Origin of the sequence: Methanofollis aquaemaris (assembly GCF_017357525.1) — an archaeon.
In the GTDB taxonomy this organism is placed as follows: Archaea; Halobacteriota; Methanomicrobia; order Methanomicrobiales; family Methanofollaceae; genus Methanofollis; species Methanofollis aquaemaris.
Window position 1 is genome coordinate 2292186 of the sequence record NZ_CP036172.1, and the last position, 15935, is coordinate 2308120.

Annotated in this window: 17 protein-coding genes; 5 read left to right on the forward strand and 12 right to left on the reverse strand. The window is 57.6% G+C overall.

Annotated features, from left to right (window positions below):
* Positions 1–389 precede the first annotated feature (389 nt).
* Complete coding sequence (locus tag RJ40_RS10980) at positions 390–1145, forward strand: hypothetical protein (RefSeq protein WP_265580895.1); 756 nt, start codon at positions 390–392, stop codon at positions 1143–1145.
* A 145-nt stretch (positions 1146–1290) separates the two neighbouring features.
* Positions 1291–1503, forward strand: a complete 213-nt coding sequence (locus tag RJ40_RS10985; RefSeq protein ID WP_265580896.1) for a hypothetical protein — start codon at positions 1291–1293, stop codon at positions 1501–1503.
* Positions 1504–2100: 597 nt separating this feature from the next.
* Here the strand turns inward: RJ40_RS10985 and ndk are convergent.
* From ndk to RJ40_RS11025, 8 genes are all read right to left on the reverse strand, one after another.
* Complete coding sequence (gene ndk / locus RJ40_RS10990) at positions 2101–2550, reverse strand: nucleoside-diphosphate kinase (protein ID WP_265580897.1); 450 nt, start codon at positions 2548–2550, stop codon at positions 2101–2103.
* Positions 2551–2555: 5 nt separating this feature from the next.
* Positions 2556–2747: a 50S ribosomal protein L24e gene (locus tag RJ40_RS10995; RefSeq protein WP_265582571.1), complete on the reverse strand. Its 192-nt coding sequence runs from the start codon at positions 2745–2747 to the stop codon at positions 2556–2558.
* 5 nt (positions 2748–2752) lie between these two features.
* Positions 2753–2959: a 30S ribosomal protein S28e gene (locus tag RJ40_RS11000; protein ID WP_265580898.1), complete on the reverse strand. Its 207-nt coding sequence runs from the start codon at positions 2957–2959 to the stop codon at positions 2753–2755.
* A 13-nt stretch (positions 2960–2972) separates the two neighbouring features.
* Entirely contained in the window at positions 2973–3341 is a 369-nt protein-coding gene (gene rpl7ae, locus RJ40_RS11005; protein WP_265580899.1) for a 50S ribosomal protein L7Ae, read from the reverse strand.
* Positions 3342–3438: 97 nt separating this feature from the next.
* Positions 3439–5412: a DUF2298 domain-containing protein gene (locus RJ40_RS11010; RefSeq protein WP_265580900.1), complete on the reverse strand. Its 1974-nt coding sequence runs from the start codon at positions 5410–5412 to the stop codon at positions 3439–3441.
* The gene (locus RJ40_RS11015) at positions 5402–6373 is read right to left on the reverse strand and encodes a lysylphosphatidylglycerol synthase transmembrane domain-containing protein (protein ID WP_265580901.1); all 972 of its coding nucleotides are present in this window, start codon (positions 6371–6373) and stop codon (positions 5402–5404) included. Before RJ40_RS11015 ends, RJ40_RS11010 begins: the two co-directional genes overlap by 11 nt.
* The gene (locus tag RJ40_RS11020) at positions 6357–7073 is read right to left on the reverse strand and encodes a glycosyltransferase (protein WP_265580902.1); all 717 of its coding nucleotides are present in this window, start codon (positions 7071–7073) and stop codon (positions 6357–6359) included. Before RJ40_RS11020 ends, RJ40_RS11015 begins: the two co-directional genes overlap by 17 nt.
* Positions 7066–8298 carry an NAD(P)/FAD-dependent oxidoreductase gene (locus RJ40_RS11025; RefSeq protein ID WP_265580903.1) on the reverse strand — a complete coding sequence of 411 codons (1233 nt, stop codon included), beginning with the start codon at positions 8296–8298 and terminating at the stop codon, positions 7066–7068. Before RJ40_RS11025 ends, RJ40_RS11020 begins: the two co-directional genes overlap by 8 nt.
* Positions 8299–8434: 136 nt before the next feature.
* On the opposite strand from RJ40_RS11025, the gene RJ40_RS11030 reads away from it, so the two are divergent.
* Positions 8435–9616: a tubulin/FtsZ family protein gene (locus RJ40_RS11030; RefSeq protein WP_265580904.1), complete on the forward strand. Its 1182-nt coding sequence runs from the start codon at positions 8435–8437 to the stop codon at positions 9614–9616.
* Between the two features lie 9 nt (positions 9617–9625).
* Entirely contained in the window at positions 9626–10768 is a 1143-nt protein-coding gene (locus tag RJ40_RS11035; protein WP_265580905.1) for a hypothetical protein, read from the forward strand.
* 602 nt (positions 10769–11370) lie between these two features.
* On the opposite strand, the gene RJ40_RS11040 is transcribed toward RJ40_RS11035, so the two are convergent.
* The 3 genes from RJ40_RS11040 to tuf are packed head-to-tail and all read right to left on the reverse strand — an operon-like array spanning position 11371 to position 14574.
* Positions 11371–12960: a flippase activity-associated protein Agl23 gene (locus tag RJ40_RS11040; protein ID WP_265580906.1), complete on the reverse strand. Its 1590-nt coding sequence runs from the start codon at positions 12958–12960 to the stop codon at positions 11371–11373.
* Positions 12961–12966: 6 nt separating this feature from the next.
* A complete protein-coding gene (rpsJ, locus tag RJ40_RS11045; RefSeq protein ID WP_209628697.1) occupies positions 12967–13275 on the reverse strand; it encodes a 30S ribosomal protein S10 in 309 nt (102 codons plus the stop codon).
* Between the two features lie 21 nt (positions 13276–13296).
* Positions 13297–14574 carry a translation elongation factor EF-1 subunit alpha gene (gene tuf / locus RJ40_RS11050; RefSeq protein WP_265580907.1) on the reverse strand — a complete coding sequence of 426 codons (1278 nt, stop codon included), beginning with the start codon at positions 14572–14574 and terminating at the stop codon, positions 13297–13299.
* Between the two features lie 176 nt (positions 14575–14750).
* Between tuf and RJ40_RS11055 the strand changes: the two genes are divergently transcribed.
* Positions 14751–15050: a hypothetical protein gene (locus RJ40_RS11055; protein WP_265580908.1), complete on the forward strand. Its 300-nt coding sequence runs from the start codon at positions 14751–14753 to the stop codon at positions 15048–15050.
* Here RJ40_RS11055 and RJ40_RS11060 read toward each other — a convergent pair.
* The gene (locus RJ40_RS11060) at positions 15034–15900 is read right to left on the reverse strand and encodes a 4Fe-4S binding protein (RefSeq protein WP_265580909.1); all 867 of its coding nucleotides are present in this window, start codon (positions 15898–15900) and stop codon (positions 15034–15036) included. The genes RJ40_RS11055 and RJ40_RS11060 overlap by 17 nt on opposite strands.
* Positions 15901–15935 lie beyond the last annotated feature (35 nt).

Here is a 15935-nt window from a genome sequence, read left to right on the forward strand (position 1 = left end):
GGGATTGTAGAAATCCTCTCGCTTAATATCTCTGCCGGGGGAGTTCTGATGCTTGGTTTCTGTTCGCTCCCTGGTCGCAAGGATCGGGGTTCTCCCACGCGAAAGAGATGAGAGCACCGTGACGATTGGAAGGCCGACTCATAATCCATATATGGAACATCAAATATATTTCTGGTAGTGGTAGTTGAAATGAATTTAATGCGGACTCAGGTTCGATGGTTTCAGACCATCGTCTCCCGTCGGCGAGAATGTGGAGCAGGATGAACCCTCTTTTTATTTCAAGAATCTCTGCTCTCATGATCATCGGGCTTCTGGTTGCAGGATTCTTTTTTGCCGCTCCGGTATCTGCCGCAGTGCAGACACCTCTTCCAGGTCAGGGAGACCAGACCTTGATCCTGTACGGCATTCATCCCAACGCCCAGAGGAACGAGACCATCAGGACATTTATCGAAGAACATGGCAAGATTGAATGGGGAGAACACGGCAGGAATCGGACACACCGGTATGTGTGTATCGTCCCGGTCAATGCGAGCGAGAAGAAACTCTTCTATCTCAACAACCAGACTGCTTCGGAACATGATCAGGAACCTTCGATTGTGTTTGTCAGAATCATAGACCGCGACGAGCCACTGCCCATCCCGACACCTGATCGCGATCCTTTCAGGGGACTCTATCAGAAATATCCGGCACTTAAAGAGGACGAGGACGTCCAGACTTATATCGAAGATCACTCCCCTGAACGATATAAGGAAGAGTCGACCGGAACGTCACAGACCAGGGTGTACTTCATCGATGAGGTGGGAATTTTTTCGGAATATATCGTTGATCTCGATGACGGGAATATCGTTTCAGGCAGGTATCTCTCTGAGGACCAACTCGCGGTCAACAGATCGGAGGCGATTGAACAGGCTCTCGGTCGCCAGCCTGAAGATGCCGGCGTGGCGTGTGCATTGCTCATGATCCGTGATGACGATGTATACTGGGAGATTGCCGTTCTTGAAGGTCCGATGATGGAATATGCTCTTATCCCGGCGGAAAAGACGACAAGCACACCACCTCCGACCACTGAATCGTCGTGTTCTGGAGCGGGTCTTGCTCTTGGTGGCATCGGCGTCGTCCTGGTGCTCTCCTGGACACGGCGATGAAGATGCTCGTGATGGCCCCGGTTCATGCAGAGGTCATCCAAAAACTCTCCTGCCTTGACTTGTGACGGGAAGAAGGTTCTGAAGTACGGCATCGTTCAAAAGCGTCCTGCCGCCCCGCCCCCATCCTCTTCGTGGGGGAACGAGCGTGAGCGAGTTCGAGAAGGCGAAGTATTCGCTTTCGGTGGCGTCTCCCCCCGGCGGGGAGAGAGCAAGGAAACATTCTTTCTTCGGCTCTGTCGAAAACCTCATTTTTTCCTGGTTCAAGTATGATCCAACCGCCTTCCTCCAAACTTGCGCCGAGGGTGAGTGCCGCCCGAACCCCGGGATGAAGAGAGGGCCGGGAAGGCACCATCAATGATCATGGAGGGGATATTGCCGCCCCTCGGCCATCTTTGTCGTGGGGGGTCCGGCGGGTGTCCCCTCGGTGCGAAATTTCAGGAAAAGTTCTGCCGATGGGGGTGGCATGTTTGCTCTCACTATTTTTCCTCAATGGGGACAGGGGATGTGCCCTCCCTCGTGCTCATACCGGGGCTCTGCCCCCTGACCCCCGAGATTGCGATAGGGCAGGAAGGCACATTTGATGATCCTGGAGAGGGAATTGCTGTCTTCCACCTATCTTCTGCGGGCGGACCGGGGGGAACGAGCGTCGGTCCCCCGGCGGAAGATGTGCGCTCAGAATTCCTGGAATGAAGGATTTTGATCCAGACGAAGGTTCATGTCCGGGATACTTTTGGGATATGCTCGCAGAGAAACCTCTTCAGAATGGTTTCGCGCGGGGGCGCTGCCCCTCGACTCCCACGACGAAGATGGACGGGCAGCGATTGAACAAGGTCTTCACCGAGTATTCAGTCTTGAAAAGAGAGCGTAAATGACGAAAAATTTTCAGTCTTGGACTGAAATGTCTTCAAAAAAACGAACCAAAAATGGAATGGGCCTGAGATGGCCCTCAGGAATTTTACTCGTACAGGACTGACTCGTCGATCCTGGTGTAGGTGACGAGTTCTTCCTCAGCGAAGTGGATGCCGATCTCGCGAGCAGCGCTCTCTGGAGCGTCGGAGGCATGGATGACGTTCTTGCCGGTCTCCATACCCATGTCGCCACGGATCGTCCCTGGTGCGGCCTCGGCCGGGTTGGTCGCGCCGACGAGCCTCCTGACGATCGCGATTGCGTCTCCGCCTTCCCAGACCATGGTAAGAACCGGGCCTGACATGACATACGCCTTCAGCGAAGGGAAGAAGGGCTTCTCGACATGCTCGGCATAGTGCTCCATTACCTTCTCCTCAGAGAGGGTGGTGAACTGTGCCGCGACCAGCTTGAGTCCCTTAGCCTCGAGGCGGGAGATGATCGTCCCGACGATGCCCCGCTGGACACCGTCCGGCTTGATCATCACGAAGGTCCGCTCCATGCGGTTCACTCCTTCCCGAGGGCCTTGCGGCCGGCCTCAGTCCAGGTGACCCGACGGGGGACACGCCCGAGCTTGTAGTTCTTCTGGCACTTTGTGGAGCAGAAGTAGAAAAGCGAACCGTCCTTGCGGACGAAGAGCTTCCCTGTACCCGGCTCCAATGTCTTGCCGCAGAAACTGCACTTGTAGGTGTCGACCATTCTTTTCACCGCCTCGACAGTTTCTTCGCTTCACGCTCAGTTTCAAGGAGCATCAGGATGTCGCCCTCGCGGATGGGGCCGACGGTGTTGCGGGTGATGATCCGGCCCTTGTTGTTTCCCTCAAGGATCCGGCACTTCACCTGCATGGCCTCGCCATGCATCCCGGTGCTGCCGATCACTTCAATGACCTCTGCGGGTGTTCCATCTGCCATTGAGCACCCTCCTTCAGGCCTTCAGTTCAGTGACCTGCTTCGCAACCTCTTCCACAAGATCCTTTGCCTTGCCAGGTTTGACGATGGCAGCGGCGGCCGAGCCGACGTTCAGGCCACTGGCTGCGCCGATCTCGTTCTGCTTGGTGATGAAGAGGTACGGGATCTGCTTCTCCTCGCAGAGCGGTGCGAGGTGCATGACGATCTCCTCAGGCTCAACGTCGCCGCCGATGAGTACGAGCTGGGCGGTGCCGCGCTCGATGCACTTGGTGGCCTCGTTGGAGCCCTTCTTGATCTTTCCGGTGTCCCGTGCGATCTCGAGCGATTCAAGTGCCTTGTTCTGGATTTCTTCCGGAACTTCAAATTTTACGTATGTCTTAGCCATGATTCACCTCATTCAGGAGCGTAGTCTCTCCTTCATCAATCATCAGGTGTGATTGAACAGCCATAGTATTTCGACAGGGAAACGGATAAACCTTCCTTCACTCCCTCAGATAGATGACGACATCTCCGGACTCAAAGACCGGCACAAGTCCATCGACCGGCAGGTCGATGGTGTATGCTTCGCGTTCAAGCCCGCCCACATAGAGGTGGGTCGCCCCATATCGGTCCATCAGATCGAGCGTCCGGGTGGGTTCTTCATAGATAGTGCGGACATCGTTCTGCCGGCCCGAGATGAGGCTCCAGTTGCTCCGCCACATCTGCTCGTGAAACGGCATCCCGAGGACGGTCGGGATCCCGGTGTAGGCGGAGACCCTGGCTGCATAGCCATAGTCCTCTCCCACCCCCTCGACGAGGGTGATGGCGCCCTCCTCCTGGTTGAGCCATGCGATCCCCGCGGCATCGCCCGGGTGCTGCTCCCGGAGCCATGCGGACCCATCGAGTGAGGTCGGTCCGATGCTGGATATTGGGACGGCAAATGGGGTGATGATCAGGGCGACGGCTGCGAGCGCTCCCAGCGTCCGCCACTGCCGGGGGGTGTATCGATCGGCCCACCCCCGTTCGGCAAGCCACTGCCCGACCCAGACCAGGATGCCGGTGCCGATGAGGAGCCAGGCAATCGAGTAGCACTTGAAGACTGTGTTCATCCGGTAGTTGTCTACGCTCATGTTGTCCTTGAGATAGACGAACTCGCAGAGGAGGACGATGACAAGCCCGGAGGCGACGAGAAAATCAGAGGCCGAAAGGTGTCGACGGACTAAGAGGATGGCAAGAGGTAGTGCGGCGATCGCCGCCGCCGGATAGCCTGCGAGGGCGATGACGATCGGAGCCGCCAGGAGATACGGCCGCTCTTTGAGGTCTCTCAGGGTGAAGGCATAGATGAGGGCGAGGAAGAAGCCATGGACAAGCAGGAACTGGATCGGGTCTGAGGGTGCCGAGACTATGCCAAACCCGCTGAACCCGGCGCTGTTGAGCTGGAGATAATAGGGGGCATAGACCGCGATCGCCAGGGGCGGAACGGCCAGGAGGAACCCTGGGTCATGGTTCCGTCGCCAGATGAGGAGGCCGACGGCGAGCGTGATGGGGGCGTACAGGAGGACATCCCATGAGTTGATCCCCGGCATCGAACCCAGGGAGAGCGCGGCACAGGCGATGAAGAGCCAGCGTGCCTTTGGTGCAATATCGTCCCAGCGTGTGAGAGCATAGACGACCAGGAAGATGAAGAAGGCCTGGTTGAAGATGTCCATGACATGTGGGTGAAGGTCGCCCCAGAGAAAGGAGAAAAGGGTGTACTCGTTGATCGTCCCTTCGATGACTCTGCTGCTGTTCCAGAGGAGGAGTTTTGTCGTCTCTCCGAGGAAGAGGTTCTGGAAGAAGGCCGGGTTTACGATGAAAAATATGCCGAGCGGAACCCATGCAAACTTCGGGATGAGGAGGCGGCCGACGGCATAGACCGAGACGGCTGCCGCACCGAGGACGGTCGGGAGCGCCAGGTTGTAGACAACCGCCGAAGGGACGCCGGCGGTCACCCCGAGCATCCCCATCATCCAGTATCCGAGATAATAGTAGACGTCCAGTGCCCCGCCTGCAAACCATGGGTCCGGCGGGGTGACGGTCATGAAACGCATCGCCGACGCGAGGAAGGCAAGGTCCATCGGTTTTTCGGCGTAGATGATGGCCGGGTTGATGAACCTGACCGCGAGCAGCGCGGCAAAGAAGGTGAAGAAGACTGCGTCCCAGACAAGGGCATGTTTCAGTTCGTCGCGCCGGTATGCGCGCCGGTAGAGGGCGTATCCTCCCAGGGCTGCGAAGGGGATGAGAGCGGTCTGGATCGGGAGGCCGACGAGGCCGGCATACCAGGTCAGAACACCGAAGAGAAGAAGGGAAGCCGGGTATGCGGCCGGGTAGGCATACTCCTTAAGGGCCGGCCGGAGTGCCGGCCAGAGGGCGAACTGGAGCGCCTTGATCAGGAGGAGCCAGGAGATAAGCATGAGGGCCTGTGCCTCAGGGCTCACGCAGATCCTCCTCGGAGAGACCTTCCTTGAAGGAACGCCTCATCAGGGCGACCGACCAGTCGCCAAAGAAGTACAGCGCCGCCACCCCGCCGAAGAGGGTGACTCCGTTCTTGATGAGATGGTCGACGACTGCGATGACCGTGGCAGTGGCCGGCGCTGTCCCGGCCAGTTCGAAGGTGGCCGCGAGGGCGAACTCGTAGGTTCCGACGCCGCCGGGCGTGATCGGGACGGCCTTGACGAGGTTGCCGACGACGATCGCGAGCACGACCACCGCGAAGGGGATCTGCTCGCCAAACATCAGGACGACAACGGCGCAGACCAGGATATCCACGATCCAGATCCCGACCGAGGAGGCGCCGAGAAGAAGCAGGGCCCTGGGGTGGAGGGACGCCTCTCTGATCTCTGAGAACATCTTGAAGATGATGCCCAGGATCCGGTTCTCTGAACTCCGGTCGCCCATCACCCAGAGGAAGAGAGCGAAGGCGGCCCCCCCCGCGATCGGAATCAGGATGAGGGGCAGGTACCATTCGGGTGTCCCCACGACAAAGGGGAGGGCCACCACGCCGAGGATGGCAATGGTCACCACATCGAAGATCCGCTCCACCACCAGCGAGGAGATACCCTGCGAGTATGTTGCCAGGTTCTCGTGCTTGAGGATGAAGATCCTGACCAGGTCGCCGAGTCTGGCCGGGATAATGAGGTTTGCGGTCTGTGAGAGGAATATACAGGCTGTGGAGAAAGAGAGCGACGTTTTTATGGCCATTCCTTCGAGGATGGCCTGATACCGCCATCCGCGCATCACCCATGCGATGACGCAGATGCCGATGGCTACGGCCAGGTAGATGGGATCTGCATGCGAGAGGGTGAGGAGGAGATCGTCCCAGACTCTCCAGAGCATATATGCCAGGATCCCGACGGCAATGACCGTCGGGATGACGATCGCACTAGTTCTTCGCCACATGGAGATGCCACCAGAGTCCGAGGATCTGTGACCCCATCGAGAATACATCCTTGAACCGCACTGTTGTCCCTGGCCCCTGCCGCCAGACTACCGGGAACTCTTTGATCGTCAGGCCCGCATGCTGGCCGCGGACCAGCACCTCGGTGTCCCAGAACCAGTGAGGAGCACCCACCGTGTCGAGGAGAGGGAGGATCTGATCGCGGCTGAAGGCCTTGAAGCCGCACTGGTGGTCGTGGAGTCTGCTGGAAAGGATGGTCCTGACCAGGAAGTTGTAGCCGCGGCTTGCGATTTCGCGATCACCGCTCCTGACGATCTCCGAGTCCGGGAGGAGACGCGATCCTGTCGCGATGTCGGCCCCCCCCTGGATCGCCCCTACGAGTTCCCTCAGATGAGCAAGGTCGGTCGCCAGGTCGACATCATAGTAGCAGACCGTGCTATAGCGTGCCGAGGCGATCGCCCGGTTCAGGGCCTTGCCGCGGCCAAGCCTCTCGTCGGCATGGAGGAGGCGAACCCTCGAGTCTTTCTGGTGCCAGGCCTCCACGAACTCCGCACTCCCATCGGTGCTGCCGTCCTCTGCGACGATCACCTCGAAGGCGTCGGTGATCTCCGAGAGGGCCGCGGCCGACCTGGGAATGGCCTCTTCAAGTGCGGTTCTATCGTTGAAGACCGGCAGGATCACCGAGACCCCCTCTTCAGTCATCCTGGCCCTCCATGATCCGGTCCGCCACTTCAAGTCCGGCAATGATCGAACCTTCCATAGAACGTTCGGGGTAGTTGGGGCGTGAGAACATCCCGGCAAGGTACAGGCCGCGCTCCTCGTAGGCCGGGATGAGTCGGGCGAACCCGGTGGTATAGACCGGGCCGGCGAAGCGTTCGACAGCCAGTTCGCTCCAGTGGACAGCGGTCTTCGGGACGGAGAAACGCCTGCAGAAGTCGGAGAGCATTGTCTCTTTCAGATCTGGTGCCGGCTGTCCGGCAAAATATGAGGCGAGGTAGACGATGTCTTCGCCGTACCGCTCTCTCGGCGCAAAATTGGTGTGAGTGACCACAGCACCGTACGGTGCCTGGTCTTTCATATTCACCCAGTAGATCCCGCGGGTCACGTCCCGGTCCAGGCCGAGAGTCATGCAGGCCGCACCCTGGTATGGGAGAGAGGCGAAGGTCTCGTCCCCGCTGATCCTTTTGATCTCCTGAGGGGGGATCGTGGCAAGTACGACATCGTATGCCCGACCATTCACCAGCCATTTCCCGCCAGTGTGTTCAAGAGAGATGGCCGGAGTTCCTTTCTCGATTGCACAGCCCTTGCTGAGGAGCCGCTCTTCGAGGCTGTCGATGAGGAGATGCCACCCCCCGTTGAGGTACCCGAGTCGTTCCCCCTCGACTCCCCGGTCGGAACGGATGGCGATCCTGGAGATAAGCCATGCGGCCGAGACCTCGTCCCGCCGGTCTCCGAACTTGCTGCGAAGGAGCGGTTCGAAGAAGGAGGTGTAGACGCGCTCGCCGAGGTGTTCCCTGATGTACTCCCCGGCCGGGACATCGTCAAGGGAACTGAGGTCGAGTCCCTTTGCCCTGAGCGTGAGCACCCCGAGGCGGGCTTTGTCGATGAAGGAGAGGTGCGGGTATCGCAGGATCTCCATCGGACTCGTCAGCGGGTGGACCTTTCCCTCCACATAATATCCGGTTGAGCCCTTGAGCCACTCGAGACGGTCTTTGAGTCCGAGATCGTCCAGGAGAGAGAAGAGGTGGCTGTCACCGGCAAAGCAGTGATGATAATATTGCTCGATCCAGTAGCCGTCTCTCTGGTACGACGCCATGCATCCCCCGAGGAGCGGTTCTTTTTCAAGGACGGTGACCTCTGAGGCCTCTGAGAGGGGAAGGGCGGCGACAAGGCCGGTGAGCCCCCCCCCGATGATACAAATATCCATAATCTGCAATACTGTGTATCATCAAAAGCGCATAAGAAAGTTTTTGAACTCTGGTGAGAACTTTACTATTAGCTAGATACCAGCTATGAGTGTCCTTTGCATCTGTGGTAGGTAGCCGACTGGATGGTGTAACTGAATGAGAGTATTTTTTATAGGATTCGGTCAGGCTGGCGGTAAGGTCGTTGACATGTTTATCGAGCAGGATCGGAAATCCGGCTCGAATAACTTCAGGGGTATCGTCGTCAATACTGCTCGCACTGACCTGATGGGACTGAAGAACATCGAGATGAAGGACCGGATTCTGATCGGTCAGACCGTTGTGAAAGGGCATGGTGTGGGTACCGACAATGTCACCGGCGCCAGGATCGCGGCCGACGAGATCGACTCGATCATCAACGCGATCGACACGCGGGGCACCCACGATGTCGATGCCTTTGTCATCATCGCCGGTCTGGGCGGCGGTACGGGATCGGGCGGCTCTCCAGTGATCGCCCGCCACCTGAAGCGGATCTACCGCGAACCGGTCTATGCCGTCGGTCTCCTCCCGGCCCCTGAGGAAGGGAGACTATACACATACAACGCGGCCCGGAGTCTTTCGACACTTGTCAAAGAGGCCGACAACGTCTTTGTCTTTGACAATGCCGCCTGGAAGAACGAGGGCGAGAGTGTCAAGAATGCCTATTCCCGGTTGAACGAGGAGATCGTCCGTCGTTTCGGCGTTCTCTTCCGGGCCGGCGAGGTCGGGAAGGCAGGCGTCGGCGAGATGGTCGTCGACTCCTCCGAGATCATCAATACCCTGAGGGGAGGCGGGATCTCCAGTGTCGGGTACGCCGTCACCGAGGTGGTGAGCGAGCGGACAAAGAAGAAGAAGGGGCTCTTCGGCGGTCTGCGTGACAGCATAGGGAAGAAAGAGGAGGCACCCGAGGAGATGCTGACCGGTGAGGACAAGTCGGCGAAGGTGATTGCTCTTGTCCGGCGTGCGATGCTTGGCCGGCTCACTCTCCCGTGTGACTACTCGACTGCGGAGCGCGCACTTGTCCTGGTGGCCGGCAGCCCTTCCGAGATGGATCGCAAGGGTGTCGAGAAGGCGAAGAGCTGGGTCGAAGAGAATATCGCAGGCGTAGAAGTCCGTGGCGGCGATTATCCGGTTGAGAGCAACTATGTCGCAGCGGTTGTCATCCTCTCCACGATCGGGGAGGCACCGCGGGTGCGTGACCTCTTCGAGATTGCAAAGCAGACAAAAGAAGAAGTGATCAGGTCGAAAGAAAAACGTGTCTCGATGTTTGATGAAGCCGGGGTAGACCCGTTGTTCGAGTGAGAGGAAAAGATGAAGCGGATTGTCGGATTGGTGGTTGGACTTCTCGTTGTTATCTGCTGTATCCAGGCAGCAGCGGCGACTTCGTACGTTGATGGAGGAAATTATGATCTTGCCAGGGCACCTGATGTGGACCCTGCGTCCGGTGACCTTACTCCCGGTCAGAAGGTGATAGTCAAGATGACCGTAACCCTTGAGGGCAGCGGTGATTACACGTTCCCTGATGACGAAACCATCGAGTTCTACTCTGAGTTGGAAGGTCTCAAGTGGAGTTATAATCTTGATGTGGAAGGCAGGGAAATCTTCAATGATCCTAAGACTTCTTCAGCCAGGTACCTCCGTCTCTCCGGGTGGGACCTCGCCTACAAAAAGGGTTCCGGCGCTAAAATTGAGCTGACCCTTGAGGGCAAGGCCCCAACAGTGGCCGGCAACCAGAAGAAGAACATCGTCAGGATCCGGCAGTACGACGAGGATGACGATGTTGTCGATGACAGCGAGTACCTCCTTGAGCGCACGGTCATCAGCCCGCAGAACGTGGATTCAAATCTCAAGGCCGCAAATGACCGGCTGAACAATCTCAAGGGTGCGATCGAGGAGAAACTGAAACTGGGTGTCGACACCACCGCCGCCCAGAAGAAATACGACGAGGCAAAGGCCGCACTCAACAGGGCCAGCGCCACCACCGACTATGCCGCAGCTCAGGCCGACCTGACTACCGCAACAGAGGCGATGGACGCCGCCGAGGCCGAGCTCTCAAAGGCATGGGCACGCAAGGATATCGACGACGCTCAGGCGAAGATCAATGAGATCGATGGATTAATCTCGTACTTTGAAACCGAAAAGGGCATGAAGACCGACCAGCGGGTGGTCGGCCTCAAGACCCAGCGCGATATCGCCGCCCAGTCTCTCTCTGCAGCAAACGATAAGATGAATGATAAGAACTACGCTGCAGCCAGGATAAAGGGTGAAGAGGCCGCCCAGAAGGCGACAAGCACTCTCGATATCGCCAACGCTCTCAAGAAAGAGGTCGGCCAGGGTTTCTCCCTTGAACTCGGCTCGCTGCCCCTGTACATCGGGGCCGGTGTGCTGGTGGTCCTGATTATCGGCGGAATCGTCTATCTCCGGGGCCGGAGAAAGTGGGACGAGCTGGGATAATATCTCAATTCTTTTTCAGTTTCATTCTTCCATCCGGGTTTTTCTTTTTTGGGTTTTTTTAGAATCGCTCATGAAGCGAAGGCACGCTTCAAGCATACCGAATGAAAATCTTTCATCGCCGATCTTTAGAGTGTGGAAGGATCTTTAATCCCTTTCTTCGCGATAGGGCGGCAGAGAAGGCATCGCTCAATCGCCGCCCCTCGACTATCTTCGCCGAAGGGGGGTGTCCGGGGGGTCTCCCCCAACGCGAGACGGTAGGTTCGGATCGGTCAGGTGGGGCGGCCCATCTGATCGACGTGCCTTCCCCCATCCTCACGCCGGGGGCGTTGCCCCAGGACCCCAGGATTGCGATGGGGTCGGGAAGGCGGAGGGGAGATCATGAAGGGGGTGGTGTCGTCCCGGCGCTCTCTTCACGCGGGGAACCGGCGGGCGGTCAATCCCCCGCACAAAGACCAGTACAGAGGATTTCTTCACGGCTAAAATTGTATTCTCGTGGTGACTTTCCCTCGCCACGAGTGCCATCATCAGTAGTGCAGAGGTCGAGGGTTGTGGCCGACCCCCGGCCATTCGCAGTTAGAATGGGATATAGAGTCTGAATTTCTTCAGATCACGCTTGTGTTCCTGACAAAGACTTCGAGGCGCATGTTCCCCATCTTCCCGTCTCTCTTGAAGTAATACGCCGGGATCCGGTCCTTGTTGTCGTACCAGGAGAACCAGTAGTTGAGGTTATAGGGCCGTTTCTCGAAGCCCGGCAGGGAGTCGTACGTATCCTCGTCGGAGGTGATGACCACGTCGAACTTTCCAGACCTGAAGGTGCTTTCATCGATCTTTCTGCTATAATAACTGAGGTTATCGGCTTTATCACCCCGGTAGTACCAGGGCAATGGCCAGTAGCGGTCTGAAGCGATGGCGGTGGCGTTTGCGTTGTCGATGAGGGTCATCACCTCTCGCATATCCTCCGAGTTCTGGACCTGCACGATCGGTTCGTTTACGTCGGCCGGGACAAAGGCCACATGCCAGAGGACCGGCGCCAGGAAGAGCACCGATGCAAGGGCGATGAGGGCCTTCTTCTTCGTCATCGCATAACTTGCGACAAAGACCATCGGGAGGAGTTGGTGAATGATCAGCCAGGGTACCTTCTCGCCAATATAGGCGTACGCCGCGAGGGAGAGGACCATCCAGACGATGCAGAACCTGAAAAATTCCTCTTTTTTGTCGAAGGTCCGTATCTTCGGAACCGAAAGTCCGGCCTGCTGAAGGGAGGTTCTGACCAGGTGGTACATCCTGTCTCCCTCTTCCTTTGCTTTCCCGGCATGGATGAACTGGCCGACCCCTACGACGGCGAGGGCGAATATCGGGAGTTCATACAGGAGGAAGAGAATGATGTAGAAGAAGAACGGTCCGCCGATCCGCTGCTGCTCATGCATCGCCCACCAATGGGAAATGGCGTCAGGCACCCAGGTGAGCACCCGCTCGGGATGAGCGCCGAACGAGGAGTAGAAGAGGACGATGACGCCAGCAAGGACGAGGATGCCGACGATGAGGTCGCGCTTCCATCTCGCCGGTAAGACAATTTTCCTTGTCCAGAGGAGGTAAAGGATGTACAGCCCGAAGATCCCGAGGACGATCGGCATGTTCTCCTTGCATGCCAGTCCGAGCCCGGTTGCAAGTCCGGCAAGGGCTGCCCAGCGGAGTTGGCCTTTCTCGAAATAGAGGAGGAGGGCAAGAAGGAGTACGAAGGTGAGGAAGAGAATGAAAATGTCGTTCCTGAGGAAACGGGAGAAATAGACCAACTCGGGCGAGATCGCGAGGAAGAACGCTACAACAAGCGTCTGCCTCCGGTCGAGGTAGCCGAGTCTGTGCAGCGGCCAGACCAGGGCGACGATCAGGGTGCCGAGGAGGGCGGGTATCACCCTTCCGACCAGGTCGGAGTCGCCGAAGAGGGCGAACATTCCTGAGGTCACATAATACAGGAGCGGACCATGGTATGAAGGGTCGTAGAGATAGGTCCCTTCGGTCAGGAGTTGATATGAGAACCAGGCGTGGATCGCCTCGTCATGGTGGAAGAGTTTGAGGTCGAGGAATGCAAACCGCAGGACGGCTGCAAGAATTAGAATAAGAAAAAAAATTCTCTCAAAAGAGAGAAATTGGTAGATTTTCCTGGCAGATCCCAGAGTCGGACCGCCGTTCACCGCGCATCAGCTCTCGAGTACGATCTCGATGCCGATGTCTTTTGGCACCTGAATGCGCATCAGCTGTCTGAGGGCACGCTCGTCGGCGTCGATGTCGATGAGCCGCTTGTGTACCCGCATCTGCCAGCGATCCCAGGTTGCAGTACCCTCTCCGTCAGGGCTCTTTCTGATCGGAACGACCAGTTTCTTGGTGGGGAGGGGGATAGGCCCTGCCAGATTCACGCCTGTTCTCTCTGCAATTTCCTTGATCCTGTCACAGACCATCTCAACTTTGTCGTAATCAGTCCCTGAAAGGCGTATTCTGGCTTTCTGCATGATCCTCACCCATTAACAGACTTATCTCATCTGCTTGGCCTGGACAGCAATGCACATGCCAGCCGCGATGGTGGAACCCATATCACGGACCGCGAAACGACCGAGCTGTGGGATCTCCTTGACGTTTTCAAGGACCATCGGGCGGGTCGGTTTGATCTTGACGATCGCTGCATCGCCGGCCTTAAGGAAGGTCGGATTCTGCTCCTTGACCTGGCCAGTGCGGGGGTCGAGCTTGCTGAGCAGTTCGGTGAACATGCAGGCAACCTGTGCGGTGTGGCAGTGGAAGACCGGCGTGTAACCGACGGTGAGTGCGCTCGGGTGCTGGAGCACGACGATCTGAGCGGTGAACTCCTCGACGACCGTCGGCGGAGCTTCGACCGGACCACAGACATCGCCGCGGCGGATGTCGCCCTTGCCGACACCACGGACGTTGAAACCGACGTTGTCGCCAGGCTGAGCCTCGGGGATTTCCTCGTGGTGCATCTCGATGGACTTGATTTCACCATTGACGTTGGCAGGCATGAAGGCAACCTTGTCGCCCTTCCTCATGATACCGGTCTCGATACGACCGACAGGCACGGTGCCGACACCGGAGATGGTGTAAACGTCCTGGATCGGGAGACGCATCGGGAGGGTGGTCGGCTTCTCTGGCTCCTTCAGGGCGTTGAGGCACTCAAGGACCGTCGGGCCGTTGTACCACGGGGTCTTGTCGGACTTAGCGGCGATGTTTGCTCCCTCGAAGGAGGACATCGGGACGAACGGTACGTCGTCGGGCTTGAAGCCGACCATCTTGAGGAGCTGTGAGAGCTGTTCCTTGACCTCGTTGTACCGCTTCTCATCGAACTTGACGGCGTCCATCTTGTTGACACCGACGATGAGCTGGTTGATCCCGAGGGTCCTGGAAAGGAAGACGTGCTCCTTGGTCTGCTCCATGACGCCGTCAGGTGCGGCGACGACGAGCAGTGCTGCGTCGGCCTGGGATGCACCGGTGATCATGTTCTTGATGAAGTCACGGTGGCCCGGACAGTCTACAACCGTAAAGTAGAACTTGTCGGTGTCGAAGCGCTTGTGGGCGATATCGATGGTGATACCACGCTCGCGCTCCTCTTTGAGGCTGTCCATGACCCATGCAAACTCAAAGGAACCCTTGCCTTTGGCTTCGGCTTCCTTTCTGAAGGTCTCAATAATGTGCGCAGGTACGGCACCTGTCTCGAACAGAAGACGCCCGACGGTGGTGGACTTACCGTGGTCGATGTGTCCGATGACAGCAAGGTTCATGTGTGGTTTATCAGTTGCCATAGATTATCCTCCACTCATGTATGGGACTGCATACACAGTCTGGTTGAAGCGAGTATCATATATTGGGCATTGATCTATATAAACCATTTTGATTCGCTTGTTCTCTCTACAACTGCAGATTTATACGCAGGTATCGACACCCTCAAATCCCTGATTGAACAAACACTCACTGACCTATGAAAACTCTGGAATTCCACCGCGATGAAGAGAAAGGCCGTGTCACGGTGGCCTGCGCTACCGGGGAGGTTTCGGTGTACAGCCACTGTGCCTACTGCAAACACTGCAATGGCGTGCAGGTGGGCAGGCGGGTGCTCCCCTCGCCGCCGCAAAAATTGGTCGGTGGGCCCAGGGGGATGGGCTTTGACGAGGAACTCCTCGACGCTGCCATGATGTTCAACTCCCTGGTCCGTGATGGAGAGGCGATCTCCTGCAATGATAAAGAGGCTGTCGGCTTTACCTCTATGTACCGCCGTTGAATTCTTCCTGTAATCCCTTGCGGAAGGCCTCGAAATCAATTTCGTCGAGTTGGTCGGCCAGGTGCCGCCCGCTCCATGCCTTCCGGTAGACCCAGGTGATCACCCGCTCGACGACCATGACAACTTCATCCTCACTCTCGACTGTGATGAGTTCCCGGCCCGGCCTGGGGTGCCGCCCGCGCCGCCCGCCGACGGTGATAAGGTAGTGGTGATACTCTGACTTCAGGAGGTCGAAGGGACATGACTGGATACAGATCCCACATTGAACGCATTTTTCAGGGATCAGTTCTGAGATCCCGTTCTTGATGACGATCGCTGCCTCCTTGCAGTACTCGGCACAGGTGCCGCAGCCAGTACACATGCCCTCAGTCCTGAGGGGGCGGATCCGGCCGATGATCCCGACTTCGTTGAGGACCGGGCTCGTGCAGGCGTTCGGACAGCCGGAAAGAGAGATCCGCATCCTGATCGGCATCTCGCGCCCAAAGACCTTCTCGTCGATCCTTCTTGCGAGGTTATAGGTCTCGATATTGGAATACTTGCACCCGGTGGTCCCTGGGCAGGCGATGACATTGACGACCTCGTCATATTCGGATCCCAGGGGGGTTCCGTTCTCCTGCAGGTCGTGGGCGACCTCTTCCAGACGGGCAGGGTCGACGTGCGGGATCTCCATGGTCTGACGGGTGGTGAGGTGGACCTCGCCGTCTGCGTATTTCTTTGCGATCTCACCGATGCCCGCCATCTTCTCGGCGGTCAGGACACCTGCCGGGATCCTGAGCCGCACTGCACAGAAATCCGGGTTGCGTTCAGTGATCACGCCGCCCCGTTTATAGATGGCCCGATCTCTCATCATCTGGAATAGGTCAGGCGTGGAGCATAAAAAGGTGT

Excerpts from the sequence above, each read along its gene's own strand:
- RJ40_RS11055 (WP_265580908.1), top strand. The coding sequence starts at position 14,751 with ATGAAAACTCTGGAATTCCACCGCGATGAAGAGAAAGGCCGTGTCACG.
- tuf (WP_265580907.1), bottom strand. The coding sequence starts at position 14,574 with ATGGCAACTGATAAACCACACATGAACCTTGCTGTCATCGGACACATC.
- RJ40_RS10995 (WP_265582571.1), bottom strand. The coding sequence starts at position 2,747 with ATGGTCGACACCTACAAGTGCAGTTTCTGCGGCAAGACATTGGAGCCG.
- RJ40_RS11035 (WP_265580905.1), top strand. The coding sequence starts at position 9,626 with ATGAAGCGGATTGTCGGATTGGTGGTTGGACTTCTCGTTGTTATCTGC.
- RJ40_RS11025 (WP_265580903.1), bottom strand. The coding sequence starts at position 8,298 with ATGGATATTTGTATCATCGGGGGGGGGCTCACCGGCCTTGTCGCCGCC.
- RJ40_RS11000 (WP_265580898.1), bottom strand. The coding sequence starts at position 2,959 with ATGGCAGATGGAACACCCGCAGAGGTCATTGAAGTGATCGGCAGCACC.
- RJ40_RS11015 (WP_265580901.1), bottom strand. The coding sequence starts at position 6,373 with ATGTGGCGAAGAACTAGTGCGATCGTCATCCCGACGGTCATTGCCGTC.
- rpsJ (WP_209628697.1), bottom strand. The coding sequence starts at position 13,275 with ATGCAGAAAGCCAGAATACGCCTTTCAGGGACTGATTACGACAAAGTT.
- RJ40_RS11030 (WP_265580904.1), top strand. The coding sequence starts at position 8,435 with ATGAGAGTATTTTTTATAGGATTCGGTCAGGCTGGCGGTAAGGTCGTT.
- RJ40_RS11060 (WP_265580909.1), bottom strand. The coding sequence starts at position 15,900 with ATGATGAGAGATCGGGCCATCTATAAACGGGGCGGCGTGATCACTGAA.
- ndk (WP_265580897.1), bottom strand. The coding sequence starts at position 2,550 with ATGGAGCGGACCTTCGTGATGATCAAGCCGGACGGTGTCCAGCGGGGC.
- RJ40_RS11020 (WP_265580902.1), bottom strand. The coding sequence starts at position 7,073 with ATGACTGAAGAGGGGGTCTCGGTGATCCTGCCGGTCTTCAACGATAGA.
- rpl7ae (WP_265580899.1), bottom strand. The coding sequence starts at position 3,341 with ATGGCTAAGACATACGTAAAATTTGAAGTTCCGGAAGAAATCCAGAAC.